Source organism: Streptomyces sp., from assembly GCF_035645055.1.
Lineage (GTDB): Bacteria > Actinomycetota > Actinomycetes > Streptomycetales > Streptomycetaceae > Streptomyces.
On sequence record NZ_DASQNH010000100.1, the window covers coordinates 1 to 24895 of the forward strand.

Annotated in this window: 21 protein-coding genes, 4 tRNA genes and 1 pseudogene; 14 read left to right on the forward strand and 12 right to left on the reverse strand. The window is 72.0% G+C overall.

What is annotated here, in order from left to right; all coding sequences use genetic code 11:
* The 5 genes and pseudogenes from VE614_RS32210 to VE614_RS32230 form a co-directional block, all read left to right on the forward strand.
* Window positions 1-891 (forward strand): annotated as a pseudogene (locus VE614_RS32210) (DNA polymerase III subunit gamma and tau); the annotation flags it as partial.
* Between the two features lie 109 nt (window positions 892-1000).
* On the forward strand, window positions 1001-2254 hold the full coding sequence (gene purD, locus VE614_RS32215; RefSeq protein ID WP_324945432.1) for a phosphoribosylamine--glycine ligase: 1254 nt from the start codon (window positions 1001-1003) through the stop codon (window positions 2252-2254).
* Between the two features lie 303 nt (window positions 2255-2557).
* Window positions 2558-4942, forward strand: a complete 2385-nt coding sequence (locus VE614_RS32220; RefSeq protein ID WP_324945435.1) for a hypothetical protein — start codon at window positions 2558-2560, stop codon at window positions 4940-4942.
* Window positions 4943-5180: 238 nt separating this feature from the next.
* Window positions 5181-6695, forward strand: a complete 1515-nt coding sequence (locus VE614_RS32225; RefSeq protein WP_324945438.1) for a N,N-dimethylformamidase beta subunit family domain-containing protein — start codon at window positions 5181-5183, stop codon at window positions 6693-6695.
* 68 nt (window positions 6696-6763) lie between these two features.
* Window positions 6764-7663 (forward strand): phosphoribosylaminoimidazolesuccinocarboxamide synthase, encoded by a 900-nt coding sequence (locus tag VE614_RS32230; protein ID WP_324945441.1) that lies wholly within the window; start codon window positions 6764-6766, stop codon window positions 7661-7663.
* Window positions 7664-7703: 40 nt separating this feature from the next.
* Here VE614_RS32230 and VE614_RS32235 read toward each other — a convergent pair.
* The 8 genes from VE614_RS32235 to VE614_RS32270 all read right to left on the reverse strand — a co-directional run bounded on the left by VE614_RS32235 (window position 7704) and on the right by VE614_RS32270 (window position 12277).
* Window positions 7704-7779, reverse strand: a tRNA-Gly gene (locus VE614_RS32235).
* A 23-nt stretch (window positions 7780-7802) separates the two neighbouring features.
* Window positions 7803-8411 carry a response regulator transcription factor gene (locus VE614_RS32240; protein WP_086170015.1) on the reverse strand — a complete coding sequence of 203 codons (609 nt, stop codon included), beginning with the start codon at window positions 8409-8411 and terminating at the stop codon, window positions 7803-7805.
* A complete protein-coding gene (locus VE614_RS32245) occupies window positions 8408-9706 on the reverse strand; it encodes a histidine kinase (protein WP_324945444.1) in 1299 nt (432 codons plus the stop codon). The genes VE614_RS32240 and VE614_RS32245 overlap by 4 nt, the downstream gene beginning before the upstream one ends.
* 20 nt (window positions 9707-9726) lie before the next feature.
* On the reverse strand, window positions 9727-10497 hold the full coding sequence (locus VE614_RS32250; protein WP_324945447.1) for an ABC transporter permease: 771 nt from the start codon (window positions 10495-10497) through the stop codon (window positions 9727-9729).
* The gene (locus tag VE614_RS32255) at window positions 10494-11456 is read right to left on the reverse strand and encodes an ABC transporter ATP-binding protein (RefSeq protein ID WP_324945450.1); all 963 of its coding nucleotides are present in this window, start codon (window positions 11454-11456) and stop codon (window positions 10494-10496) included. Before VE614_RS32255 ends, VE614_RS32250 begins: the two co-directional genes overlap by 4 nt.
* 134 nt (window positions 11457-11590) lie before the next feature.
* Window positions 11591-11663: transfer RNA gene (locus tag VE614_RS32260), tRNA-Gly, on the reverse strand.
* A gap of 83 nt (window positions 11664-11746) precedes the next feature.
* Window positions 11747-11818: transfer RNA gene (locus tag VE614_RS32265), tRNA-Gly, on the reverse strand.
* 141 nt (window positions 11819-11959) lie between these two features.
* Window positions 11960-12277: an Lsr2 family protein gene (locus VE614_RS32270; protein ID WP_324945536.1), complete on the reverse strand. Its 318-nt coding sequence runs from the start codon at window positions 12275-12277 to the stop codon at window positions 11960-11962.
* A gap of 311 nt (window positions 12278-12588) precedes the next feature.
* On the opposite strand from VE614_RS32270, the gene purS reads away from it, so the two are divergent.
* From purS to purM, 7 genes are all read left to right on the forward strand, one after another.
* On the forward strand, window positions 12589-12852 hold the full coding sequence (gene purS / locus VE614_RS32275) for a phosphoribosylformylglycinamidine synthase subunit PurS (protein WP_030251612.1): 264 nt from the start codon (window positions 12589-12591) through the stop codon (window positions 12850-12852).
* On the forward strand, window positions 12849-13529 hold the full coding sequence (purQ, locus tag VE614_RS32280; RefSeq protein ID WP_324945455.1) for a phosphoribosylformylglycinamidine synthase subunit PurQ: 681 nt from the start codon (window positions 12849-12851) through the stop codon (window positions 13527-13529). Before purS ends, purQ begins: the two co-directional genes overlap by 4 nt.
* A complete protein-coding gene (gene purL, locus VE614_RS32285; RefSeq protein ID WP_324945458.1) occupies window positions 13526-15784 on the forward strand; it encodes a phosphoribosylformylglycinamidine synthase subunit PurL in 2259 nt (752 codons plus the stop codon). The genes purQ and purL overlap by 4 nt, the downstream gene beginning before the upstream one ends.
* An 81-nt stretch (window positions 15785-15865) precedes the next feature.
* Window positions 15866-16660: a maleylpyruvate isomerase family mycothiol-dependent enzyme gene (locus tag VE614_RS32290; protein ID WP_324945461.1), complete on the forward strand. Its 795-nt coding sequence runs from the start codon at window positions 15866-15868 to the stop codon at window positions 16658-16660.
* Window positions 16661-16725: 65 nt separating this feature from the next.
* Window positions 16726-17526 (forward strand): META domain-containing protein, encoded by an 801-nt coding sequence (locus VE614_RS32295; protein WP_324945464.1) that lies wholly within the window; start codon window positions 16726-16728, stop codon window positions 17524-17526.
* 71 nt (window positions 17527-17597) lie between these two features.
* A complete protein-coding gene (purF, locus tag VE614_RS32300; RefSeq protein WP_324945468.1) occupies window positions 17598-19124 on the forward strand; it encodes an amidophosphoribosyltransferase in 1527 nt (508 codons plus the stop codon).
* 43 nt (window positions 19125-19167) lie between these two features.
* A complete protein-coding gene (gene purM, locus VE614_RS32305; RefSeq protein ID WP_324945471.1) occupies window positions 19168-20235 on the forward strand; it encodes a phosphoribosylformylglycinamidine cyclo-ligase in 1068 nt (355 codons plus the stop codon).
* A gap of 68 nt (window positions 20236-20303) precedes the next feature.
* Here the strand turns inward: purM and VE614_RS32310 are convergent, their stop codons facing one another.
* Together VE614_RS32310 and VE614_RS32315 are read right to left on the reverse strand one after the other, a co-directional pair.
* Window positions 20304-20549 carry a DUF3073 domain-containing protein gene (locus VE614_RS32310; RefSeq protein WP_166000202.1) on the reverse strand — a complete coding sequence of 82 codons (246 nt, stop codon included), beginning with the start codon at window positions 20547-20549 and terminating at the stop codon, window positions 20304-20306.
* Window positions 20550-20864: 315 nt separating this feature from the next.
* Window positions 20865-21959 carry a Glu/Leu/Phe/Val dehydrogenase gene (locus VE614_RS32315; RefSeq protein ID WP_324945477.1) on the reverse strand — a complete coding sequence of 365 codons (1095 nt, stop codon included), beginning with the start codon at window positions 21957-21959 and terminating at the stop codon, window positions 20865-20867.
* Between the two features lie 223 nt (window positions 21960-22182).
* On the opposite strand from VE614_RS32315, the gene VE614_RS32320 reads away from it, so the two are divergent.
* Window positions 22183-23037, forward strand: a complete 855-nt coding sequence (locus VE614_RS32320; RefSeq protein WP_324945480.1) for a hypothetical protein — start codon at window positions 22183-22185, stop codon at window positions 23035-23037.
* A gap of 532 nt (window positions 23038-23569) precedes the next feature.
* A complete protein-coding gene (bldC, locus tag VE614_RS32325) occupies window positions 23570-23776 on the forward strand; it encodes a developmental transcriptional regulator BldC (protein WP_003949541.1) in 207 nt (68 codons plus the stop codon).
* Between the two features lie 448 nt (window positions 23777-24224).
* Here bldC and VE614_RS32330 read toward each other — a convergent pair whose 3' ends face one another.
* Together VE614_RS32330 and VE614_RS32335 are read right to left on the reverse strand one after the other, a co-directional pair.
* Window positions 24225-24413 (reverse strand): DUF6274 family protein, encoded by a 189-nt coding sequence (locus VE614_RS32330; RefSeq protein WP_324945483.1) that lies wholly within the window; start codon window positions 24411-24413, stop codon window positions 24225-24227.
* A gap of 387 nt (window positions 24414-24800) precedes the next feature.
* Window positions 24801-24875 (reverse strand) — tRNA-Asp (locus tag VE614_RS32335).
* Between the last annotated feature and the right edge of the window lie 20 nt (window positions 24876-24895).

Below are 24895 nucleotides of genomic sequence, written 5' to 3' on the forward strand. Positions count from 1 at the left end.
GCGTCTCCCGCCGCCCCGGCCCCCGGCGCCTGGCCCACCGCCGCTCCCACCGGAGCGGGCCGCAGGCCCGGCGGCTGGCCCACGGCCGCGGCCCCGGGCAGCGGCCCCGGCCGCCCGCCGGCGGCTCAGGCGCCGAGCGCCCCGAGCGCGCACAGTGCACCGAGTGCTCCCCCGGCGACGGGTCCGTCCACGCCCGCCGCCGCCTCCGCACCCGCCCCGCCGGCCGGCGGGCTCGACCCCCGTGCCCTCTGGCCGAACATCCTGGAGGCGGTGAAGAACCGCCGCCGCTTCACCTGGATCCTGCTCAGCCAGAACGCCCAGGTGACGGGCTTCGACGGCACCACCCTCCAGCTCGGCTTCGTGAACGTCGGCGCCCGCGACAACTTCGCGAGCAGCGGCAGCGAGGACGTGCTGCGACAGGCCCTGTCCGAGCAGTTCAACGTGCAGTGGAAGATCGACGCGATCGTCGACCCGTCCGGCGGCGGCTCCGCCCCCTCGGGCGGCGGCTTCAACGGCGGGGGCTACGGCGGAGGCGGCGCCGCCGGCCCCGCGGGCGCCCCCGGCGGCCACGGCGGCGGCACGGCGGGCGGCTACGGCGCCGCGCCCGCCGGCTCCTACGGCGGTGCCGCCGCGGCCACCTCGCCGCGTCCCGCCCCGTCCCCGTCCGCGGGCCCGGCCACGCCCTCCGGCTCGACGGCCACGGCCGCCCGTGCCACGGCGCCCGCTCCCGCACCGCCCTCCGCCCCGGAACCGGCCCCCGCCCCGGTCGCCCCGGAGGACGACACCCCGGAGGACGACGATCCCGACCTGGACGAGTCGGCCCTCTCCGGCCAGGAGCTGATCGTGCGCGAGCTGGGCGCGACGGTGGTGGAGGAGTTCACCAACGAGTAGCCCGGCCGGATCGGACGCGGCTGAGTCGGAGGAACCCACAATCGCGCCGCCCCCGCCCCTTCGGCCGCCCGCACAAACCGCCCCGCCGCGCGCCGGTTAGGCTGACCCCGTGAAGGTCCTCGTCATCGGTAGCGGCGCCCGCGAACACGCCCTGTGCCGTTCCCTGTCCCTCGACCCCGCCGTCACCGCGCTGCACTGCGCCCCCGGCAACGCCGGCATCGCCGAGGTGGCCGAGCTGCACCAGGTCGACGCCCTCGACGGCGCGGCGGTGACCGCGCTGGCCACGCGGCTCGGCGCGGAGCTGGTCGTCGTAGGCCCGGAGGCTCCGCTGGTCGCGGGTGTCGCCGACGCGGTGCGCGAGGCGGGCATCGCGGTCTTCGGCCCCTCCGAGGAGGCCGCGCAGCTGGAGGGCTCCAAGGCCTTCGCCAAGGACGTCATGGCGGGGGCGGGCGTGCCCACGGCCCGTTCGTACGTCTGCACGACCCCGGAGGAGATCGAGGAAGCCCTCGACGCCTTCGGCGCGCCGTACGTCGTGAAGGACGACGGTCTCGCCGCCGGCAAGGGCGTCGTCGTCACCGGAGACCTCGACCAGGCCCGCGCGCACGCCCTGGCCTGCGAGCGGGTGGTCATCGAGGAGTACCTGGACGGCCCGGAGGTCTCCCTCTTCGCCGTCACGGACGGCGTGACGGTCGTCCCGCTCCAGCCCGCCCAGGACTTCAAGCGCGCCCTGGACGGCGACGAGGGCCCGAACACCGGCGGCATGGGCGCGTACTCCCCGCTGCCCTGGGCCGACCCCAAGCTGGTGGACGAGGTCATGCGGACCGTGCTCCAGCCCACGGTCGACGAGATGCGCCGCCGCGGCACCCCGTTCTCCGGCCTGCTCTACGCCGGTCTGGCGATCACCAGCCGGGGCGTACGGGTCATCGAGTTCAACGCCCGTTTCGGTGACCCCGAGACCCAGGTGGTGCTGGCCCGGCTGAAGACCCCGCTGGCCGGTCTGCTGATGGCCGCCGCCACCGGCAGCCTCGCCGACCTGGAGCCGCTGCGCTGGAGCGACGAGGCCGCGGTGACCGTGGTCGTCGCCTCGCACAACTACCCCGGCACCCCGCGCACCGGTGACCCGATCACCGGCCTGGACGAGGTGGCCGCCCAGGACACCCCGCACGCGTACGTCCTGCACGCCGGTACCAAGCGGGACGGGGACGCCGTGGTCAGCGCGGGTGGCCGGGTGCTGTCCGTCACCGCGACCGGCAAGGACCTCGCGGAGGCCCGCGAGCGCGCCTACCGGGCGGTCGGCCGCATCCGCCTCGACGGCTCCCAGCACCGCACGGACATCGCGGCCAAGGCGGCCACGGGCGCGTAGCCCGAGCTGCGGCCCCCCGCCACCATCCCGCTGCCCACCAGGCACGATCCAGGCCCCGGACTTCCGACGGAATCCGGGGCCTGACCTTTGCCCTGCGTCATCCACCTTTCCCCAAAGCCATTCCATCGAGTGACCGATGCGCTTTCCGGCTGACGGGGGCCGAACCCCCAACTAGGGTGCGGCGCAAGCGTTCCGGCACTTGGCCCATCGGCATTGCGATGTCAGTGGCGGGTGCCACAGTGGGGGAGTGAGCAACGCCAGGACAGCCAGAGCAGCCAGGACGGGAGGGGGTGAGGTCCGGTCGTGACCGGTATCGGTGTGGAGGCGGGAGCGCAGGCCGCGCGGGCCCGGGCACTGGCCGTGCTGCGGATCCGCAGCCGGGTGCTGGCCGTGGCCCTGCTGCCGGCCGCCGTCGCCGTGGTCCTGCTGGCCGGCGGCTCCACCGGCCGGCTGACGGGGCCGGGCTGGGACACCGCCCGCTGGGCCGTCGGCGTGCTCGCCCTGCTCGTGCTGCTCGCCGCGGGCGGCTTCGCGCTGGTCGTCGCCCGCGCGCGGCCCGCCGTGAGTCCCACGGTCCCGATCGCCGAGGAGGCGGCCCCGGATCTGTACCGGCTGGTGCGCGACCTCGCCGACCGGCTCGACGTCCCGGCTCCCTCGGCCATAGCGCTCACCCCGGACTGCGACAGCTGGCTGGAGGACCGCACCCATCCGGCCCACGGCCCGCCCCCGCCCGAGGACCCCGACCTGCCGCCCGGACCCGGCCGCCGCGCCCACCGCCGCCCGCCGGCCGCGCCCGTCCTCGTCATCGGCTCCCCGTTCCTGTGGTGGATGAGGGTGGGCGAGCTGCGGGCCGTCCTGGCCCCGGTCGTCGCCGGTACGGGCCCGTCGGCCCACCCCGACATAGCGGCCGCCCGGCGCTTCGTGCGCGGCCTGGACGCAGCGGTGGCCGTCGCGTCCGCCTCCGGGCGGGGCCCGCTGACCCGGCTGCCGGGCGCCGGTGCCGCCTGGCTGGCCCGGCTGCTGCTGCGCGGCTGCCGGGAGCACGCCGCCGAGATGGAGCGCGGCGTCGCCGCGGCCGCCGCCGAGCGCGCACAGGCTGTGGATTACGGACTGCGGATCGTCGCCCAGGAACAGGTCGGCCTGGCGTACGCGGGCTGGGACCGGCTGCTGACCCGGGTCGCGCTGCCCGCCTGGCGGATGGGCCGCTGGCCCTCCCGGCTGGACGCGGGCGTCGTCGCCGCCCTCACCGAGCTGTCCCGGCGCGACCGGCTGGCCGAGGGCTTCGCCTCCCGGCTCGGCGAGCGCCCGGCCTGCGATCTGCTGGAGGAGCCCGGCGCGGTGGACGAGGCCGCCTCGCTGCTCGCCGCCCGCCTCTTCCACGGCGGCCCCGCCGAGCCCGGCCCCGACTGGTCCCCGGTGGACTGGCAGGAGTATCCGGAGGAGGTCGTCGACCGCAAATGGCGTACGGACGCGGCCCGCCTCCACCGCGTCCTGGACACCCTCGGCGTCCGCCGCACCGCCCCCGGCGCCCACGGCCCCACCCTGGCCCGCGTCCTCGACCACCTGACGGACGAGACGCCCCACCGCGAGGCCCCTGGACGCACGGAGGAGTCCCCGACAGGTGTGGGGGAGGCCCTTGGACGCGCGGGCGAGTCCCCGGCGGGCGTGGGGGAGGCCCTTGGACGCGCGGGCGAGTCCTCGGCGGGCGTGGGGGAGGCCCTTGGACGCGCGGGCGAGTCCCCGGCGTCTCCCGGACAGGCCCAGGGCCCCGATGAGTCCCTGGCACGCACGGGAGAGCCCCATCGGCCCGCGGACGAGTCCCCGGCACGCACGGGAGACCTCCCCGCATCCGCCGGAGAATCCCCGGCATACGCCGCAGACTCCCCGGCCGTCGCCGCGGAACGCCGGACGTATGCCGCCGAGTCTCCGGCGCCCGCCGCCGAGCCCCCGGCGCCCGTGGCACCGGCCGACGCCGCTCAGGCGCAGGCGGCCGCCACCCCCGCCGCCGAGCCCTTGACGCCCGCCGACCCGCCTCAGGCGCACACCGCCACCCCCCAGCCCCGCGCCCCCCAGGCCCTCACCACCGAGTCGCCCCCGCCGCACACGGACGAGTCCCCCATACCCACCGACGGCCCCTACGGCCCCGCCGACGACCCCACCGACCCCACAGATCCAGGCGCTCCCGAGCCCCTCGGCGATCCCGACACCGCCGAAACCCCGGACCCCGTAGACCCCCTCGGCGCTTTCGGCACTCTCGGCACCTTCGACGACCACCCCGCCCCCAGCCCCCGCTGCACCGCCCTCGCCGCCGGTCTCAGCGAGGAACTGACCCGCGAGGAGGAAACGGCCGCTCCGGCCGCCGCCCCGGCCCCGTCGGTCACCACGCCCGACACCCCCCTCTGGGACGACGGCAGCCTCCCCCTGTTCCCGCTCCAGCCGCCGCGCACCCCGCGCGAGGTGCTCGCCGACCACATCACGGCGATGGTCTGCTGCGCCGCGATGGACACCGCGGGCGCCACCCCCGGCCTGGACTGGCTGGACGGTCCTTCACTCCTGGTCAAGGGCGAGCGCGCGGCCGACCTCGGCCCGAAGGTCCTCAGCCTCATCGAGTACGGCGACCCGGCGCCCCTGCGCGCCTGGCTGACCGAGATCGGCATACGCCCGGAGAAGCCGGTTCGTCTCGTCTGACACCACAGCCCCTTCCGGAGTTCGCTGTTCCGCTTTCGGTCAATTCGAAACGAACGGTGACGGAGTCCGTGCGGAATGTGATGTGCTGGGACCGAACACGCACATGGCAAGGGCGCGCGACATACGACAAGCCCATAACCGCACCACCGCACCGCCAGACCACCGCACCGCCAGACCACCGCACCGCCGCACACGGACAACGACACACACGGGGGCCCAAGGGAGGGGAGCACGGACCATGGGTTCGGATCGCATCCGCCGCTGGGAGTCGGGAGCACTGGCGCACGCCGTGACGGATCCCTTCGGCCAGGGCCCGCTCCCCTGGCTGCGCGGCAGTGAGACCTACTTCGACGACACCGGCCAGGTCGTCCCCTGGTACGTGGACCCGGCCGCCACCCCGGACCACGAGGCCCCCGCCCGCCGGCCGGGCGGCCGTGTGCCGGCCCCTCGCAGCGGCTCCGGCGGCCCCATCCGGTCGGCCGACGACGTGCGTCTCCAGATCAAGGGCTTCGCCTCCACCGGAGCGGTCGCCCCCGGCGAGGCCGTCGACTTCCACATCACCGTCGACCCGCCCCAGGAATTCAGCGTCGACGTCTACCGCATCGGCCACTACGCCGGCGACGGCGCCGCCAAGATCACCACCAGTCCGCGCCTGTCCGGCATCGTCCAGCCCGCGCCGCTCGCCGCCGACCGCACGGTCTCCTGCCACCACTGGTGGCTGTCCTGGCGCCTGCAGATCCCCGCCCACTGGAAGGTCGGCGCCTACGTGGCCGTCCTCACCACCGTCGACGGCTACCGCTCCCACGTGCCCTTCACCGTCCGCGACGACCGTCCGGCCGACCTGCTGCTGGTGCTGCCGGACGTCACCTGGCAGGCGTACAACCTCTACCCGGAGGACGGCCGCACCGGCGCGAGCCTCTACCACGCCTGGGACGAGGACGGCCGGCTGCTCGGCGAGCGCGACGCCGCGACCACCGTCTCCTTCGACCGCCCGTACGCCGGCGCGGGCCTCCCGCTGCACGTCGGCCACGCCTACGACGTCATCCGCTGGGCCGAGCGCTACGGCTACGACCTCGCGTACGCCGACGCCCGCGACCTGCACGCCGGCCGCGTCGACCCCACCCACTACCGCGGCCTGGTCTTCCCCGGCCACGACGAGTACTGGACGCCGCAGATGCGCCGCGCCGCCGAGCAGGCCCGCGACCACGGCACCTCGCTGGTGTTCCTGTCCTCCAACTCGGTGTACTGGCAGGTGGAGCTGGGCCCGTCGCCCTCCGGCAGCCCGGACCGCCTCCTCACCTGCCGCAAGCGCCAGGGCCCCGGCAAGCCCGTGCTGTGGCGGGAGATCGACCGTCCCGAACAGGAGCTGCTCGGCATCCAGTACGCGGGCCACGTCCCCGAACCCCGCCCGCTGATCGTCCGCAACGCCGGTCACTGGCTGTGGGAGGCCACCGGCGCGCACGAGGGCGAACCGATCGAGGGCCTGGTCGCGGGCGAGGCCGACCGCTACTTCCCGCGCGCCCCGCTCCCCGACCACGACGAGCGTGTCCTGCTCGCCCACTCCCCGTATCCGGACGCGGACGGCGTCACCCGCCACCAGGAGACGTCCCTCTACCGCGCCCGCTCCGGCGCCTGGGTCTTCGCGTCCGGAACCTTCGCCTGGTCCCCGGCGCTGGACCGCCCGGGCCACGTCGACCCGCGTATCCAGCGCGCCACCGCCAACCTCCTGGACCGCATCTGCAAACGTGACTGACCCGCTGTCCTGGATCCCGCCGCCGTACGGGAGAATCGAGCCATTGGACAGAACCACGGGGAGGAACCGTGTCCGGATTCGTCGAAAAGCCCGAGCCGATCCAGGTTCCGGGTCTGGTGCATCTGCACACCGGCAAGGTGCGCGATCTGTACCAGAACGAGGCGGGCGACCTCGTGATGGTCGCCAGCGACCGTATGTCGGCCTACGACTGGGTGCTGCCCACCGAGATCCCCGACAAGGGCCGGGTCCTCACCCAGCTCTCCCTGTGGTGGTTCGACCAGCTCGCCGACCTGGCCCCCAACCACGTCCTGAGCACCGAGCTGCCCGCCGGCGCCCCCGCCGACTGGGCTGGCCGCACCCTGGTCTGCAAGTCGCTGCGGATGGTCCCGGTGGAGTGCGTGGCCCGCGGCTACCTCACCGGCTCCGGCCTGGCCGAGTACAACGAGTCCCGCACGGTCTGCGGCCTCGCCCTTCCCGAGGGCCTCACCGACGGCTCCGAGCTGCCCGGCCCGATCTTCACCCCGGCCACCAAGGCCGCCGTCGGCGAGCACGACGAGAACGTGTCCTACGAGGAGGTCGCCCGCCAGGTCGGCGTCGAGACCGCCGCCCAGCTGCGCCAGGCCACCCTCGCCGTGTACACCCGGGCCCGGAACATCGCCCGCGACCGGGGGATCATCCTGGCGGACACCAAGTTCGAGTTCGGCTTCGAGGGGGACACGCTCGTCCTCGCCGACGAAGTGCTGACCCCGGACTCCTCCCGCTTCTGGCCGGCCGACCAGTGGCAGCCGGGCCGCGCCCAGCCGTCGTACGACAAGCAGTTCGTGCGCGACTGGCTGACCTCCGCCGAGTCCGGCTGGGACCGCGCGAGCGAGCAGCCGCCGCCCCCGCTGCCGCAGCACGTGGTGGAGGCGACGCGGGCGAAGTACGTGGAGGCGTACGAGCGCCTGACGGGCGGCACCTGGAGCTGACACGCCGAAGGCCCCGGTCGATGACCGGGGCCTTGGTGACTGGAGCGGACGACGAGGCTCGAACTCGCGACCTCAACCTTGGCAAGGTTGCGCTCTACCAACTGAGCTACGTCCGCGTTGCGCCGTGGCGCGAGAGCAACTATACCCAACCTCGCTCGCGCGCGAGACGCACCGCCGCATGACGGTTCTCCACACCCAGCTTCGACACGGCCGACGACAGATAGTTCCGCACCGTCCCCTGGGACAACGCGGCCCGCTCGGCGATCTCCGCGACCGGCGCCCCGTCGGCCGCCAGCTCCAGCACCTCGGCCTCCCGCGCGGTCAGCGGCGAGTCCCCGGCGGAAATCGCGTCCGCGGCCAACTCGGGATCGACGTAACGGTTTCCGGCGTGCACGGTGCGGATGATCTCGGCGAGCCGCTGGGCGCTCACCGTCTTCGGGACGAACCCCCGCACCCCGGCAGCGAGCGCCCGCTTGAGATGCCCCGGCCGGCCGTGACTGGTCACGATCAGCACCCGGCAGCCCGGCAGCTCCGTCCGCAGTGATGTGGCGACTTTCACACCGTCCGCGCCCGGCATCTGGAGATCGAGCACCGCGACATCGGGCGCGTGGGCCCGCGCCATCGCCAGTGCCTCCGGCCCGCTCGCCGCCTCGGCGACGACGAGGAGATCGTCCTCCAGGGAGAGCAGCGCGGCGAGCGCACCCCGGATCAGGTGCTCGTCGTCCGCGAGCAGCACCCGCACGCTCACGCGGCGGCCTCCCGCTCCGCGGTCACGGGCTCCGCGGCGGCCGGCCCGTCCTCGGCCGGGATGCCCGGAGCCACCGGCTCCCCGGCCACCGGCACCCTCGCCACCACCCGGAACGTCCCCTTGCCGGCCGGACCGGCCTCCAGCGTGCCGTCGACCGCACGCAACCGCTCCCGCAGCCCGGCGAGCCCGCTGCCGCCGCCGCCGGTACTGCCACCGCCGCCTCCGGCGACCGTCTCCGCCCCGTCGTTCTCCACCGTCAGCACCACAGTCCCCTCGGACATCTCCAGTCCCACCGAACACCGCGCGGCGTCCCCGTGCCGCAGCACGTTCGTGGTCGCCTCCCGCACCACCCAGCCGAGCGCCGACTGCACCTCGGCGGGCAGCCCGGCCGCCTCCCCGGTGACCTCGCAGTCGATCCCGGCGGCCTTCAGCACGCCCTGCGCGCCCAGGAGTTCGACGCCGAGATCGGCCTCCCGGTAACCCCGTACGACGTCCCGCACCTCCCGCTGCGACTCCATCGCGATCCGCTGCACCTCCAGCATCTGCTCCACGGCCTCCTCGCGGCCCCTTCGTGCCAGCTGCACTGCCAGCTCGCTCTTCAGGGCGACGACCGCGAGGTTGCGGCCGATGACGTCGTGCAGGTCGCGCCCGAACCGCAGCCGCTCCTCCGCGACGGCGAGCCGGGCCCGGGTCTCGCGGGCCTCGTCGAGTTCGTAGACGGCGTTGAGCAGCCAGACGGAGAACACCGAGGTCATGGCGAAGAAGCCGGTGCCGAACAGGGCCGCCAGCGACGCGACCAGCGCGGCCATGCCGGCCCCCAGCGCCAGGGCGAGCAGGCCCACGCCTGCCGAGAAGCCGAGCACGAGCCCCAGCACCCGGCGCCTGCTGCGGACGCCGAGCGTGATCATGCCGACGCCGAAGAAGAGCAGACCGGCGGTCATCGTGCCCAGCGCGGTCGCGGTGTCCTCACCGCCGAGGTCCCGGTCGGCGAGCCAGAGCACGATGCCCGCGAACAGCGCGCTGGTCGCCCCGAACGCCGACATCAGCGGCAGCGGCTGCGCCCGCCGGCCGCGCGTCCAGTCCAGCGCCCGGCTGGCCACCACCGCGCCGAACGCCGCGTGCACGCACGTCAGCAGGCACAGCCAGACCGCGTACGGCAGCGGTACCTGGCCGAGGACGGGAAGGGCGAACACCGTCACCTCGGCCGCGGCGAAGGAGTGGAACGACCACCGCGTGTACGTCTCGACCTTCGCCGGCGTGCTCTTGCGCCGCCACCACTTCCCCGGCCCGGACACCTGACCGCCACCCCCATCCGTCAGCGCCGCGGCTCCCAGCGGAACCACCGCCGTACAGCAAACACCGCGATCACGGTCCAGGCCAGCGCGGTGGCGACGGCGCCCAGCGCGTGGTAGCCGGACAGGTCCCCGGTCCAGCCGCCCCGCACCAGGGTGATCACCGGGGTCAGCGGCAGCAGTTCGCAGAAGGACGCCAGCCGGTCGGGCAGCATCTCCAGCGGGACGGTGATCCCCGAGCCCAGCATGGAGACGAACATGAACGGCAGCCCGGTCACCTGCGCGCTCTCCGCGGTCCGGGTGAACCCGGCAGTGAAGGCGGCGAGCGCACCGCACAGCACCAGCCCCAACAGCAGGCCCAGCAGGACGAGATGGGGTGCCGAGGGAGCCTCGAGGTCCAGCAGCGCCAGGCACCCGGCGGCGAGCAGCACGCACTGCGCGAGGCCGATGCCGGCGGCCGGCAGCGCGGCCCCGACCAGGATCTCCCGGTCCCGCAGCTCCCCGGTGCGCAGCCGCTTGAGGACCAGTTCCTCGCGGCGGGTGACATAGGCGGTGGTGAGGGCGGCGTAGACGGCGAAGAGGAGGGAGAAGCCGACGGCGGCGGGCAGGAGGAGGGTGCCGACGGACAGGCCGGCCTCCTTCAGGTCCGCCTCGTCGACCGCGGACCGCACGCTGAACGGCAGGAACAGCGGCACGATCACCGCGGCCACGATGGTGGCCCGGCTGCGCCCCAGCAGGGTCAGTTCGGCCCGCGCCAGCGCGCCCATCCGCCCCGCGACAGTCGTCGTGCTCATGCTCCGACCTCCTCCTCGCGTGCCGCGAGGGCCGACGCCCGCCCGGCGATCCCCAGGAACGCCTCCTCCAGCGAGGCCGGCCGCACGTCCAGCCGCCGCAGCTCGACCCCGGCGTCCCGGGCCCACACCAACAGTCCGGTGGCCGCCCGCTGCAACTCGTGCGTGCGCAGCCGTACGGTCCTGCCGTCCACCTCGTGTCCGACGACGCCCAGTTCGCCGAGCGCGGGCAGGTCGCCGAGGAAGTAGCCCTCGGGCAGTTCGAAGGAGATCCGGGACGGCTGGGCGGAGGTCACCTCGTCCGGGGTGCCGCCGGCCGCGATGCGTCCCTCGTGCAGGATCGCCAGCCGGTCGGCCAGTTCCTCGGCCTCCTCCAGGTAGTGCGTGGTCAGCAGCACCGTCGTACCGCCGTCGCGCAGCGCGCGCACCAAGTCCCAGGTCTCGCGCCGCCCTTCGGCGTCCAGGCCGGTCGTCGGCTCGTCCAGGAACAGCACCTCGGGGCCGCCGAGCAGGGCCAGCGCCAGGTCCAGCCGCCGCCGCTCACCGCCGGACAGCTGCTTGACCCGGACCCCGGCCCGCTTGCCGAGCCCGACGGTCTCCAGCGCCTCCCCGACGGGCCGCGCCCCGCTGGTGCATCCGGCCCACATGCGCACGGTCTCGGCGACGGTCAGCTCCGCCGGGAATCCGCCTTCCTGCAGCATCACCCCGGTGCGGGGCCGTACGGCCTCCCGCTCCCCGTAGGGGTCGTGTCCGAGCACCCGTACCCGGCCCTCGCTCGGCGGGGCGAGCCCTTCCAGCAGTTCGACCGTGGACGTCTTGCCGGCGCCGTTGGTGCCCAGCAGTGCGAAGACCTCGCCGCGGGCCACGCTGAACGTGATGCCGCGCACAGCTTCGAACCCGCCCCCGTAGACACGTCTGAGGTCGGTGACCTCGATCACGTGCTCGTGTCCGTTTGTGTTCATGACGTCAGCGTCGCGGTGGCGGACGCCGTCCGGCAGTGCGCCGTGTCATTCGCGAACATGACAAATGTCAGGGCCACCGGAAGGGGGGCACACGCCGAAGGCCCCGGTCGGTGACCGGGGCCTTCGGTTCAGAGAGCGGACGACGAGGCTCGAACTCGCGACCTCAACCTTGGCAAGGTTGCGCTCTACCAACTGAGCTACGTCCGCATTGCTCCCGACCAGCTTTCACTGACCGGTGCGAGCACCAGCCTACCTGATCCACAAGAGTGGTCCGTACGGTGGCGGTGCGGAGCGGGTGACAGGAATTGCACACTGCGCCTTCCCCCTGGAAGGGGGATGTTCTACTACTGAACTACACCCGCGTGTCCGTGAGCCGGGCCTTTCGGCCTCGCCCCTCGGCGTGCTCCAGACTCTAGCTGATCAGCGGGGGTGCTGCGCAAGTCGGTTGCCGCGAGGGGCGGCTGAGCGGGCATCGGCCCGGCCGGCGGGGGCCGCGGGGCGGCTCACTGCGCGGCGGCGAACGCCTCGTAGACCTTCTTCGGGATACGGCCCCGCGCGGGCACCTCCATCCGGTTGGCCTGCGCCCAGGCGCGCACCGCCGCCGGGTCGGGGGCGACCTCGGTCTGCTTGTACGCCTTGCCCGACCTCGACCGCTTGCGGCCGGCCTCCACGTAGGGCGCGAGCGCCTTGCGCAGTTTCCTGGCATTGGCTTCATTCAGGTCGATCTCGTACGACTTGCCGTCGAGTCCGAAGGCGATCGTTTCCGCCGCTTCCGAGCCGTCGATGTCGTCAAAGAGGGTGACCACGACCTTTTGCGCCACGAATATCGGTCCCTTCATGCGGCACCTCAATGCAGCTCATCTGCGATGACGTGCCGAGTATCGGCTATTGCCAATTCCTTTGTACAGTGCCCGGCAAAGCAATGTGAAGCCCGACTAAATCTCTCCGCGTGTCCCCGGCGCAATAGCTGTCCCGGGGCGATCGGGGATCTTTCCCTGAACTTTTCGTGAAGGGGTCGCCCCGATGCCGGATCGTGATGCCGCTTCCGTAGGTTCCTACAACTCTACTCGCGTAGAAATTTTGTGCGGGTAGTCTGAAGGGACCTGCTCAGCACCACACACCGGGAGTGCCAGTGGCACGCGTCGTAGTCGACGTCATGCTCAAGCCGGAGATCCTCGACCCCCAGGGCCAGGCGGTGCAGCGCGCACTGCCGCGGCTGGGTTTCGACGGGATCTCGGACGTCCGCCAGGGAAAGCGATTCGAACTGGAAGTTGACGGGCCGGTCGACGAGGCCGCGCTCGCCCGCATCCACGATCTCGCCGAATCCTTCCTCGCCAACACCGTGATCGAGGACTTCACCGTCCGCGTCGAGGAAGTCGCGGAGGCCGTGAAGTGACCGCTCGTATTGGCGTCGTCACTTTCCCGGGTTCTCTCGACGACCGGGACAGCCGGCGTGCGATCCGCCTCGCGGGCGCGGAACCCGTCGCCCTGTGGCACAAGGACAAGGACCTCAAGCAGGTCGACGCCGTGGTGCTGTGCGGTGGTTTCTCCTACGGCGACTATCTGCGCGCCGGTGCCATCGCCCGCTTCTCGCCGGTGATGGACACGATCATCGACCAGGCGAAGGCCGGGATGCCGGTCCTCGGCATCTGCAACGGCTTCCAGATCCTCACCGAGGCCCACCTGCTGCCCGGCGCGATGCTCGGCAACGACCACCTGCACTTCATCTGCCGCGACCAGAAGCTGCGGGTGGAGAACGCGGACACCGCCTGGACGACCGACTACACGGCCGGCCAGGAGATCCACATCCCGCTGAAGAACATGGACGGGCGGTACGTCGCCGACGACTACACGCTCGACAAGCTGGAGGGCGAGGGGCGGGTCGCCTTCCGCTACGTGGACTTCAACCCCAACGGCTCGCTCCGCGACATCGCCGGCATCACCAACGAGGCGGGCAACGTCGTCGGCCTGATGCCGCACCCGGAGCACGCCGTGGAGCCGCTGATCGGCACCGGCCGCACCGACGGCCTCCCCTTCTTCACCTCGATCCTCAAGAAGCTGGTCAACGCATGAGCCGGACGCCTCTGGACACGGTCGAGCACGCGGCCGCGACCCCCGACGTCGAGCTGCCCTGGGCCGAACTCGGCCTGAAGAAGGACGAGTACGAGCGCGTGGTCGAGATCCTCGGCCGCCGCCCCACCGGCGCCGAGCTGGCCATGTACTCGGTCATGTGGTCCGAGCACTGCTCGTACAAGTCCTCCAAGGTCCACCTCCGCCAGTTCGGCGAGAAGGCCCCCGAGAACGACGCCCTGCTCGTCGGCATCGGCGAGAACGCCGGTGTGGTCGACGTCGGCCAGGGCTACGCGGTCACCTTCAAGGTCGAGTCGCACAACCACCCGTCGTACGTCGAGCCCTACCAGGGCGCGGCCACCGGCGTCGGCGGCATCGTCCGCGACATCATCGCGATGGGCGCCCGCCCGGTCGCCGTCGTGGACCCGCTGCGCTTCGGCGCCGCCGACCACCCCGACACCAAGCGCGTCCTGCCGGGCGTCGTCGCGGGCATCGGCGGCTACGGCAACTGCCTGGGGCTGCCCAACATCGGCGGCGAGGTCGTCTTCGACGCCGTCTACCAGGGCAACCCGCTGGTCAACGCCGGCTGCATCGGTGTGATGCGGCACGAGGACATCCACCTCGCCAAGGCGTCCGGCGCGGGCAACAAGGTCATCCTCTACGGCGCCCGCACCGGCGGCGACGGCATCGGCGGCGCGTCGATCCTGGCCTCCGAGACCTTCGACGACGCCAAGCCCTCCAAGCGGCCGGCCGTCCAGGTCGGCGACCCGTTCCAGGAGAAGCTGCTCATCGAGTGCACCCTGGAGGCGTTCGCCGAGAAGCTCGTCGTCGGCATCCAGGACCTCGGCGCGGCGGGCCTGTCCTGTGCCACGTCCGAGCTGGCGTCCAACGGCTCCGGCGGCATGCGCGTCACCCTGGACGACGTCCCCCTGCGCGACTCCACCCTCTCGCCCGAGGAAATCCTCATGAGCGAGTCCCAGGAGCGCATGTGCGCGGTCGTCGAGCCGGAGAAGGTCGGCCGTTTCCTGGAGATCTGCGAGAAGTGGGACGTCATCGCCACCGTCATCGGTGAGGTGACCGACGGCGACCGGCTGGAGATCTTCTGGCACGGCGAGAAGATCGTCGACGTCGACCCGCGCACGGTCGCCCACGAGGGCCCGACCTACGAGCGCCCGTACGCCCGCCCGGCCTGGCAGGACGAACTCCAGGCGGACGACGCGAACAAGCTGCCGCGCCCGCGGACGTCGGACGAGCTGAAGGACCAGGTCCTGAAGCTGGTCGCGTCCCCCAACCAGGCCTCCAAGAAGTGGATCACGTCCCAGTACGACCACTTCGTGCAGGGCAACACCGTCCTCGCCCAGCCCGAGGACTCCGGCATGATCCGCATCGACGAGGAGACCGGCCTCGGCGTCGCCATCGCCACGGACGGCAACGGCCGCTACGCCAAGCTCGACCCGTACACGGGCGCGCAGCTGGCCCTGGCCGAGGCCTACCGCAACGTGGCCACGACCGGCGCCAGGCCCCTCGCCGTCTCGGACTGCCTGAACTTCGGCTCCCCCGAGGACCCGGCGGTGATGTGGCAGTTCGCGGAGGCCGTGCGCGGTCTGGCCGACGCCTGCCAGCAGCTCGGCACCCCGGTCACGGGCGGCAACGTCTCGCTCTACAACCAGACGGGCGAGGCCGCGATCCACCCGACCCCGGTCGTGGCCGTGCTGGGCGTCATCGACGACGTCGCCCGCCGCACCCCGGTCGCCTTCCGCGAGGAGGGCCAGCTGATCTACCTCCTCGGCGACACCCGTGAGGAGTTCGGCGGCTCGGCCTGGTCCCAGGTGATCCACGACCACCTCGGCGGCCTGCCCCCGCAGGTGGACCTGGAGCGCGAGCGCCTGCTCGCCGAGATCCTGATCTCCGCCTCCCGCGACGGCATGATCGACGCCGCGCACGACCTGTCCGACGGTGGTCTGATCCAGGCGGTCGTCGAGTCGGCACTGCTCGGCGGCAAGGGTGCCCGCCTGGTCGTCCCCGACGGCCTGGACGCCTTCACCTTCCTCTTCTCCGAGTCCGCGGGCCGCGCGATCGTCGCCGTCCCGCGCTCCGAGGAGCTGCGCTTCACCGACATGTGCGGCGCCCGCGGCCTGCCGGCCACCCGCATCGGCGTCGTCGACGGCGACACGGTGGAGGTGCAGGGCGAGTTCGGCCTCTCCCTGGAGGAGCTGCGCACGGCCCACGAGAGCACCATCCCGGCGCTGCTCGCGTAACCAGCGGTCCGCACGGCCCCGCCCCGGCTCCCCTTGCCGGGGCGGGGCCTCACGCGCGTGTCCCGGCATAGGCTCGGCCCCATGCCGGCCAAGAAGCGCACTCGCACCTATGACCCCGCCAAGATCCGTGCCGCGGTGTTCGCCCAGTTCGGGCAGGTACGCCGGGCCGTGAGCACCCTGACGCCCGGACAACTCGCGCTGCCGACGCGGCTGGGCGACTGGACCGTGCGGGAGCTGGCCGCCCACCTCTCCATGACCGTCGCCGCGGTCAGCCGTGCCCTGGAGCGCGCCGAGCCGGAGAAGGCGGACCTCGCGCTGCTGGACTACCCGTCCGCGACCGCCCCGTTCGCCGAGGCCATCGCCGACGGCACCCGGCAGCTGGCCGCCGCCCATCCGGACCTCGACGCGCTGTACGCGCGCACCGAGGAGGAGCTGACCGAGCGCCTCGCCACCGCCCCCGGGTCCCGCCTGCTCGACATGCGGGCCGGCGCCATGACCCTCACCGACTTCCTGGTCACCCGCACCGTCGAACTCGTCGTCCACACCGACGACCTGAACGCCGCCGTGCCCGGCCTGGAGATCCCGTACGACCGCCAGGCCCTCGCCGCGTGTACGCGGCTGCTGGCGGACGCGCTGGCCGCGAAGGCGCCCGGCGGGTCGACGGAGGTGCGGATCCCGCCGTACGCCGTCGTGCAGTGCGTGGAGGGGCCCCGGCACACCCGGGGCACCCCGCCGAACGTGGTCGAGACCGACCCGCTGACCTGGATCCGGCTGGCGGCCGGGCGGCTGGCGTGGACGGAGGCCCTGGAGCGGGCGAAGGTCAGTGCCAGCGGCGAGCGGGCCGATCTGGCAGGGCTGCTGCCGCTCCTGTCGTAGCCCGGACGCAGACAGGTTCGCGGCCGGGGTGGAACCGATCACCGGGGTCGCCCCGTCGAAACGGCATGTACAGGCAGACGCATCGCATCACCCTCACCGCGGCCGCCCTCGCCCTGCTGCCCCTCGCGGCGGCCTGCGGCACCGAGAAGGCCGGCACGCAGCCCGCCGGAGCCGACGTCGGCGGTGTCACCGGCGTGCACTGGGCCGTGGACGGTGTCACCGTCGGCGGGACCGCGCACGACGCCCCGGCCGGCGCGTACGTCACGATCGACGACAGCGGCAAGGCGCAGGGCAACTACGGCTGCAACCACTTCAGCGCCCGGGCCTCCTTCGACGGTGACCGGATCCGGCTCGGCGACACCTCGGTGACCGAGATGGGCTGCGAGGAGAAGCCGATGAAGTTCGAGGAGACCCTGGCCCGCACCCTCGCCGACGGCCCGCTGACGACGCGGGTCAGCGGCGACCGGCTGACCCTGACCACGGACGGAGGTGACAGCGTGCGGCTCAGCAAGGCCCAGGACGCGTCCCTGCTCGGCACCCGCTGGAACGTCACGGCACTCGGCGCGAACGGCGTCGCCCAGTCCCTCCCGGAGGGCGCGGAGGCGCACCTCACCTTCGAGCGGGACGGCAGGGTCACCGGCCGCCTCGGCTGCAACAAGGTGAACTCCACCGCGACGGTACGCGACGGCAATATCACCCTCGGCACGGCGTCCACCACCCGAATGATGTGCGACGCCTCACTCATGGGCATCGAAAAGCGGCTCCTGCGGCTGTTCGACGGGACCGTCGAGTATCGCCTCGATCATCGCACCCTCACGCTGACCAGCGAAAACGGCGAAAGCGTGACCGCGGTCGCGGCCGAGTGATCCATGACGGCCGCGCTGATCAGGCATTCCCCAATTCGGACCAGTGGTCGACCTCGCCTACACTCGGAGGCGTGCCACGTGGTGACGGACGACTCAACCACGACCTGCTCCCCGGTGAGAAAGGCCCCCAGGACGCGTGTGGCGTCTTCGGTGTCTGGGCTCCGGGTGAAGAGGTCGCCAAGCTCACGTACTTCGGGCTCTACGCCCTCCAGCATCGGGGCCAGGAATCCGCGGGAATCGCGGTCAGCAACGGCTCCCAGATCCTCGTCTTCAAGGACATGGGCCTGGTCTCCCAGGTCTTCGACGAGACCTCTCTCGGTTCGCTCCAGGGTCACATCGCGGTCGGACACGCCCGCTACTCGACCACCGGCGCCTCCGTCTGGGAGAACGCCCAGCCGACGTTCCGCGCCACCGCGCACGGTTCCATCGCGCTCGGTCACAACGGCAACCTGGTCAACACGGCGCAGCTCGCCGAGATGGTCGCCGAGCTGCCCAAGGACAACGGCCGGTCCACCCGGGTCGCGGCGACCAACGACACCGACCTGCTCACCGCGCTGCTCGCGGCGCAGGTCGACGAGGACGGCAAGCCGCTGACCATCGAGGAAGCCGCCCACACGGTCCTGCCGAAGGTCCGTGGCGCTTTCTCCCTCGTCTTCATGGACGAGCACACCCTGTACGCGGCCCGCGACCCGCAGGGCATCCGCCCGCTGGTCCTCGGCCGCCTGGAGCGCGGCTGGGTGGTCGCCTCCGAGTCCGCCGCCCTCGACATCTGTGGCGCCTCCTACGTCCGCGAGATCGAGCCGGGCGAGTTCGTCGCCATCGACGAGAACGGCCTGCGCACCTCGCGATTCGCGGAAGCGAAGCCCAAGGGCTGTGTCTTCGAGTACGTCTACCTGGCCCGCCCGGACACCGACATCGCCGGCCGGAACGTGTACCTCTCCCGCGTGGAGATGGGCCGCCGCCTGGCGAAGGAGGCCCCGGTCGAGGCCGACCTGGTCATAGCGACCCCGGAGTCCGGCACCCCGGCCGCCATCGGCTACGCGGAGGCCTCCGGCATCCCGTTCGGCGCCGGCCTGGTCAAGAACGCGTACGTCGGACGTACGTTCATCCAGCCCTCGCAGACCATCCGCCAGCTGGGCATCCGCCTGAAGCTGAACCCGCTGAAGGAAGTCATCAAGGGCAAGCGCCTGGTCGTCGTCGACGACTCGATCGTGCGCGGCAACACCCAGCGGGCCCTGGTCCGCATGCTGCGCGAGGCGGGCGCCGCCGAGGTCCACATCCGGATCTCCTCGCCGCCGGTGAAGTGGCCCTGCTTCTTCGGCATCGACTTCGCCACCCGTGCCGAGCTGATCGCCAACGGCATGACGATCGAGGAGATCGGCACCAGCCTGGGCGCCGACTCCCTCGCCTACATCTCCCTCGACGGCATGATCGAGGCGACCACGATCGCCAAGCCGAACCTGTGCCGCGCCTGCTTCGACGGCGAGTACCCGATGGAGCTTCCCGACCCCGAGCTGCTGGGCAAGCAGCTGCTGGAGACCGAGCTCGCCGCCGGTCCCGCCGCCACGGCCGCCGCCGACGCCATCCGTCGCCCGTAGCCGTCCGCGTTACCTGCCGTACGACACGAAGGTTCTCATAGCCATGTCTGAGACAACTGGTGCCAGCTACGCAGCCGCGGGCGTCGACATCGAAGCGGGAGACCGCGCGGTCGAGCTGATGAAGGAGTGGGTGAAGAAGACCCGGCGCCCTGAGGTCCTCGGCGGCCTCGGCGGTTTCGCCGGCCTCTTCGACGCCTCCGCCCTCAAGCGCTACGAGCGCCCGCTGCTCGCCTCCGCCACCGACGGCGTGGGCACGAAGGTCGACATCGCCCGCCGGCTGGGCGTGTACGACACGATCGGCCACGACCTGGTCGCGATGGTCATGGACGACATCGTGGTCTGCGGCGCCGAGCCGCTGTTCATGACCGACTACATCTGCGTCGGCAAGGTCCACCCCGAGCGGGTGGCGGCCATCGTGAAGGGCATCGCGGAGGGCTGTGTACTGGCCGGCTGCGCCCTGGTGGGCGGCGAGACGGCCGAGCACCCGGGTCTGCTGGGCGAGGACGACTTCGACGTCGCCGGCGCCGGTACGGGCGTCGTGGAGGCCGACCGGCTGCTCGGCGCGGATCGTATCCGTACGGGTGACGCGGTGATCGCCATGGCGGCATCCGGTCTTCACTCGAACGGGTACTCCCTGGTCCGCCACGTGCTGCTGAACCAGGCCGGGCTGTCCCTGGACACGCGGATCGACGAGCTGGGCCGCACCCTCGGCGAGGAGCTGCTGGAGCCCACGAAGATCTACTCGCTGGACTGCCTGGCCCTCACCCGCACCACCGAGGTGCACGCCTTCAGCCACATCACCGGCGGCGGCCTGGCCGCCAACCTGGCCCGGGTCATCCCGGACGGGCTGCACGCAGTCGTCGACCGCTCCACCTGGACCCCGGCGCCGATCTTCGACCTGGTCGGCAAGACCGGTCAGGTGGAGCGGCTGGAGCTGGAGAAGACCCTCAACATGGGCGTGGGCATGATCGCCATCGTCCCCGAGGAGTCCACCGACGTGGCCCTGGCGACGCTGGCCGACCGCGGGGTCGACGCCTGGATCGCGGGTGAGATCACCGACCGCGGCGAGCACGAGACGGGCGCCGCCCTCGTAGGCGACTACGCCGGCTGAGCCCCTGCGGGCAGCACAGAACCCGGTCGGTGACCGAGGTCACCGACCGGGTTGAAGCTAGTGCAAGGTCAAGCGCCGCGACGGTGGCGTGAGGAGTCGTCGTCCTCGTCCTCGTCGTCCTCGTAGAGGTCGGCGTACTTTGCGTACAGGTCGTCGTCGTGCTCATCGTCCTCGAAGCGGTCACCGTTCGGTGACTGGTTCGACGTTGATGCGCCCAGCTCCTCGGCCAGGCGTGCGAGGTCAGTCCCACCGCTGTTGTACTTCAGCTGGCGGGCGACCTTCGTCTGCTTGGCCTTGGCCCGGCCGCGCCCCATGGCTCGACCCCCTCAACGACGGGGCTCGACGGCCCCAGAGTCTTGACACGCGTTCATGGTCCGGAACGGACTCTCCATGGAGAGGCCGGTCCGTAGGGCTTCCACGGTACCTGAGCCCGCGCCCATACGGTACGTCGCCCGCATGACGTGCCCGCGCCCAGGACCTTCGAGGCGCCCCGTCCTCGCTGGTCAGTGGCGATTTTAACCACTTATCGGCGGACGACCCGCCGGTGGACGTGAGAGTTCTCTCTAACTGCCCACCGGCAGGTACCGCTCAAACCCGCGCCACGACCCCGCGGGACACCACCCGGAACATCACCATCCGCGTGCCGCGGCGGCCTCGGCCATCCGCTGCTCGGCGATCCGGTCGGCCGCGGCGGCCGGCGGAATCCCGTCCGTCTTCGCACGTGCGAATATGGCGAGAGTGGTGTCGTAGATCTTCGCCGCCTTGGCCTTGCACCGCTCGAAGTCGAAGCCGTGCAGTTCGTCGGCGACTTGGATGACTCCGCCGGCGTTCACCACGTAGTCCGGCGCGTAGAGGATCCCGCGGTCGGCGAGGTCCTTCTCCACGCCTGGGTGGGCGAGCTGGTTGTTGGCCGCGCCGCACACCACCTGGGCGGTCAGCACGGGCACGGTGTCGTCGTTCAGCGCGCCGCCGAGCGCGCAGGGCGCGTAGATGTCCAGACCCTCGACCCGGATCAGCGCCTCGGTGTCGGCGACCGCGGTGACGCCCTGGGGGTGCCGGTCCAGGATCCGCCGCACGGCGTCCTCGCGGACGTCGGTGATCACGACCTCGGCGCCCTCGTCGCGCAGGTGCTCGACCAGGTGGTGGCCGACCTTGCCGACGCCCGCGATGCCGACCTTGCGGCCGCGCAGCGTGGGGTCGCCCCACAGGTGCTGGGCGCTGGCCCGCATGCCCTGGTAGACGCCGAAGGCGGTGAGCACGGAGGAGTCGCCCGCGCCGCCGTTCTCGGGGGACCGCCCGGTCGTCCAGCGGCACTCGCGCGCCACCACGTCCATGTCGGCGACATACGTGCCGACGTCGCAGGCGGTGACGTAACGGCCACCCAGGGAGGCGACGAAACGGCCGTAGGCGAGCAGCAGCCGCTCGGTCTTGATCTTCTCGGGGTCACCGATGATCACGGCCTTGCCGCCGCCGTGGTCCAGCCCGGCCATGGCGTTCTTGTACGACATCCCGCGCGCGAGGTTCAGCGCGTCGGCGACGGCGTCTTCCTCGGTCGCGTACGGGTAGAAGCGGGTACCGCCGAGGGCGGGGCCCAGTGCGGTGGAGTGGATGGCGATGACGGCCTTGAGGCCGCTGGCGCGGTCCTGACAGAGCACTACTTGCTCATGACCCCCCTGGTCCGACTGGAACAGGGTGTGCAGGACGCCGTCGGTTACGTCGGTCACGGTGGTGACTCCTGAGGTGAAGAACGGCGGGTGGGACCAGCATCCCGTAAGGGTGGCGGGCGCTGTGAGCACGAGAGTAGAGCCTGGGAGCGCCGCCGGACGGACAGTGTTCAGGATCACCTCCCCACGGAGTACCGCCGTGCGACGATTTGCATAATTTTCCCGCGGCCTTGCCGTCGGGTTCCCCAGGTTTCCCCGGCATCCGGCGGGGGAGGGAGCAGGCGTGCCCAAGGTGTCCTCGGTGATCGTTCCGTACGCGGCCTACCTGCGTGTGTACGAACCGCTGGCCGCCTTCGCGGAGCCGGAGCGCGGCCACTGGGAGCGGTACGCCCGCCGCCCGGACCGTCCCTCGTACCAGGAGGAACTCCGCCGCTCCCTGGCCGACTTGGTGCCCACCCCGCCCGTCGTGGTCCCGGTGCACGAGAGCGGTGACGCGTTCGTGCTGGAGGCCGACGGGGTGGTGCACGTCTGCCCGTGGCGCACCCGGCTGCGCGGCTGGCAGGCCCTGGGCGATCTCGCCGAGGAGCTGCCCGCGCCGGTCCTGGACGCCGTGCTGCCCCCGGTCGTGCGCCACCAGGCCACCCAGGACTACGAACGCTGGCTGACCGAGAACCCCGACGCCCGCCCCTGGATCCGCACCGCGACCTGGCAGGTCCCGCTGAACTGGTTCGTGCTGGTGGCCGACGAGGAACGGGAGTACGCCAAGGGTTCCGGGGGCGCGTCGGAGGACACCGCGCCGGTGCTGCGCTACCGCACGCCCATGGTGCAGGCCCGCCGCCGGGTCGCCCGGGCCCTGCGCACCCTCCGGGAGGCCATGGACGAGGGACCGCTCATCGACGGCCTGGTGGACGTGGGGCGTTGGCTGGAGGAGTTCCACCCGCGCTCGCTGGTCGAGCTGGACTACGGCGGGCTGGTGCACGCCCTGCCGGCCGGTGACCTGGAGGACGACCACTCGGCGGCCGATGTGGCCGCGGGCATCGAGGCGTTGCGCAACGGTGACGGGGCGGCCGCGGGCGAGGCGTACGGCCGGCTGGTGGAGCGGTGGCGTTCGGTGCGGGACCGTCGGTCGGCGAACTGAAGCACCGCGTCGACACCACCGCACGAGTGACGTGGATCACACCGTTCACCTCACGAGCCGTCAACTCAAAGCACAGGCCCCGATCCGGGCGTATGTGGCGACGGTGTGTCAAGGGTGACGGACCGCACGTAGCGCCACCCTTGCGTCCCTTGCCCCTCCTCGTGCCAAAATAGGACAAGGAGTCCGGGGAGGACTCCGTCCGCCCCGCTGTGCTCCAGTGTGGGTGGAATCTCAGCATTGCACGCTTTGGGGGGTCTGGTGACTCCTGATCGCCCTGTGACTGATCGTCACAGTGGCGTGACTGTCCGCTATGGCATGGTCCATCGGCTTCCGTCGCTGATGAACACCTGGGAGGGCAATTCCATCGGTTTGGCCGACGCGGCTGGACAGATGGTGTAGTTGTAGTGCCGAGGACAAGCCGTTCGTCCTATAACCGACTCGACTCGCGTCCGCCATTTCGGGCAACGCGGGTCAAGGTGCAGAATTTAGAGGAAAGAACCGAGAAGGTTCGGTTCTCCCGAGGAGGCCGCTCATGACCGCTCGCACCCCTGATGCCGAGCCGCTGCTGACCCCGGCTGAGGTCGCCACGATGTTCCGCGTCGACCCGAAGACGGTCACGCGGTGGGCGAAGGCCGGCAAGCTCACGTCGATCCGCACGCTCGGCGGGCACCGCCGCTACCGCGAGGCCGAGGTCCGCGCTCTGCTCGCGGGCATCCCGCAGCAGCGCAGCGAGGCCTGAACAACTGCATAACCGGGCATTCCGGCAGGTCCCCCAACCCGCCGGGCAGCCCGAAACCCTAGCTCCACACGACGCGGGTCCTGCCCCAACAGGCCCCTCGCCCACAGTCTTGAGATGCCACAGGGTGCGTCGTCGATCGCGCTGGACTCCGCCGGGTCCAGCGCGATCTTTTTTGTGCGCGCGCCCCGGAAGCCCGGTGTCGCTGTGAGCGGGCTTGTCGGAGTCTGGGGCCGGGTGTCGGAACGGCTGTGGGGCACCCCTCGACGGCAGTGCAATTGCACATATTAAATTGACCAGTTGTAGGAGCGGGGTAAGTACCGCGGTTTCAAAAACTCATGCGGTGACACCCGTCACATGCCGACGTGCTTGTTGGCGTCGGCGTACGTGCGCTAGTGGAGCCTCGGATTCCAGCGCCCCCTGCCCGTAAGGGTGTTGGGGCCGCCGCCGGTCATGCCGGGGAGGGGCTCTCGTCCTCGACCCGCTCGGCGGGTTCCTCCTGGCCGGCCGGCGACTGCATGGCGAGTCGCAGCAGCTGATGGCAGACCGGACAGTGCCGGGTCAGGTGGCGGTACGACAACGCGGCCGACAGATGCGCGCGGAGCAGCGCCCGCGTTTCGTGCCTCACCGATGCCGCCATACGCCACCTCCGGGGGCCGTGCGGGAAACGCTGCCCTGACTCCTGGGGTACCGACCGAATGTGACGCCGTCAAGGGCGCGAGCGCCGCCAGGAGGGCCGTATACGACCCGGCGGCGGATTTGGGACGCCTGACGGGTTCGGAGGGGCGTGAGGGGGCGTCAGAGAGCTTCCGCCGCGCACCGGGAGGGGGCAACGCGGGAGGGCCCGCCCCCTTCCGGGGCGGGCCCTCTTGTCGCCATGCGGTCGTGACGGGATCTGCTGTACCCGATCGCGGCTGCGCCACGGGCGCGGCCTGCGCCTTGACCGCCTTGACAGGGTGGCGAGAGCTGTTGGGCCGGGCCATGCCGAAGGCCCGCTCCCTTTCGGGGGCGGGCCTTCGTCTTTATGCGGTCCTGACGGGATTTGAACCCGCGGCCTCCACCTTGACAGGGTGGCGAGCACTCCAAACTGCTCCACAGGACCAGGTTTCGCTGCGCTATTGC

What these genes read in the sequence shown, in the direction of transcription:
- VE614_RS32255 (WP_324945450.1), bottom strand. Translation starts at nt 11,456, where the DNA reads ATGAACACAAACGGACACGAGCACGTGATCGAGGTCACCGACCTCAGA.
- purM (WP_324945471.1), top strand. Translation starts at nt 19,168, where the DNA reads ATGTCTGAGACAACTGGTGCCAGCTACGCAGCCGCGGGCGTCGACATC.
- VE614_RS32310 (WP_166000202.1), bottom strand. Translation starts at nt 20,549, where the DNA reads ATGGGGCGCGGCCGGGCCAAGGCCAAGCAGACGAAGGTCGCCCGCCAG.
- bldC (WP_003949541.1), top strand. Translation starts at nt 23,570, where the DNA reads ATGACCGCTCGCACCCCTGATGCCGAGCCGCTGCTGACCCCGGCTGAG.
- VE614_RS32225 (WP_324945438.1), top strand. Translation starts at nt 5,181, where the DNA reads ATGGGTTCGGATCGCATCCGCCGCTGGGAGTCGGGAGCACTGGCGCAC.
- purL (WP_324945458.1), top strand. Translation starts at nt 13,526, where the DNA reads ATGAGCCGGACGCCTCTGGACACGGTCGAGCACGCGGCCGCGACCCCC.
- VE614_RS32295 (WP_324945464.1), top strand. Translation starts at nt 16,726, where the DNA reads ATGTACAGGCAGACGCATCGCATCACCCTCACCGCGGCCGCCCTCGCC.
- VE614_RS32330 (WP_324945483.1), bottom strand. Translation starts at nt 24,413, where the DNA reads ATGGCGGCATCGGTGAGGCACGAAACGCGGGCGCTGCTCCGCGCGCAT.
- VE614_RS32290 (WP_324945461.1), top strand. Translation starts at nt 15,866, where the DNA reads ATGCCGGCCAAGAAGCGCACTCGCACCTATGACCCCGCCAAGATCCGT.
- VE614_RS32250 (WP_324945447.1), bottom strand. Translation starts at nt 10,497, where the DNA reads ATGAGCACGACGACTGTCGCGGGGCGGATGGGCGCGCTGGCGCGGGCC.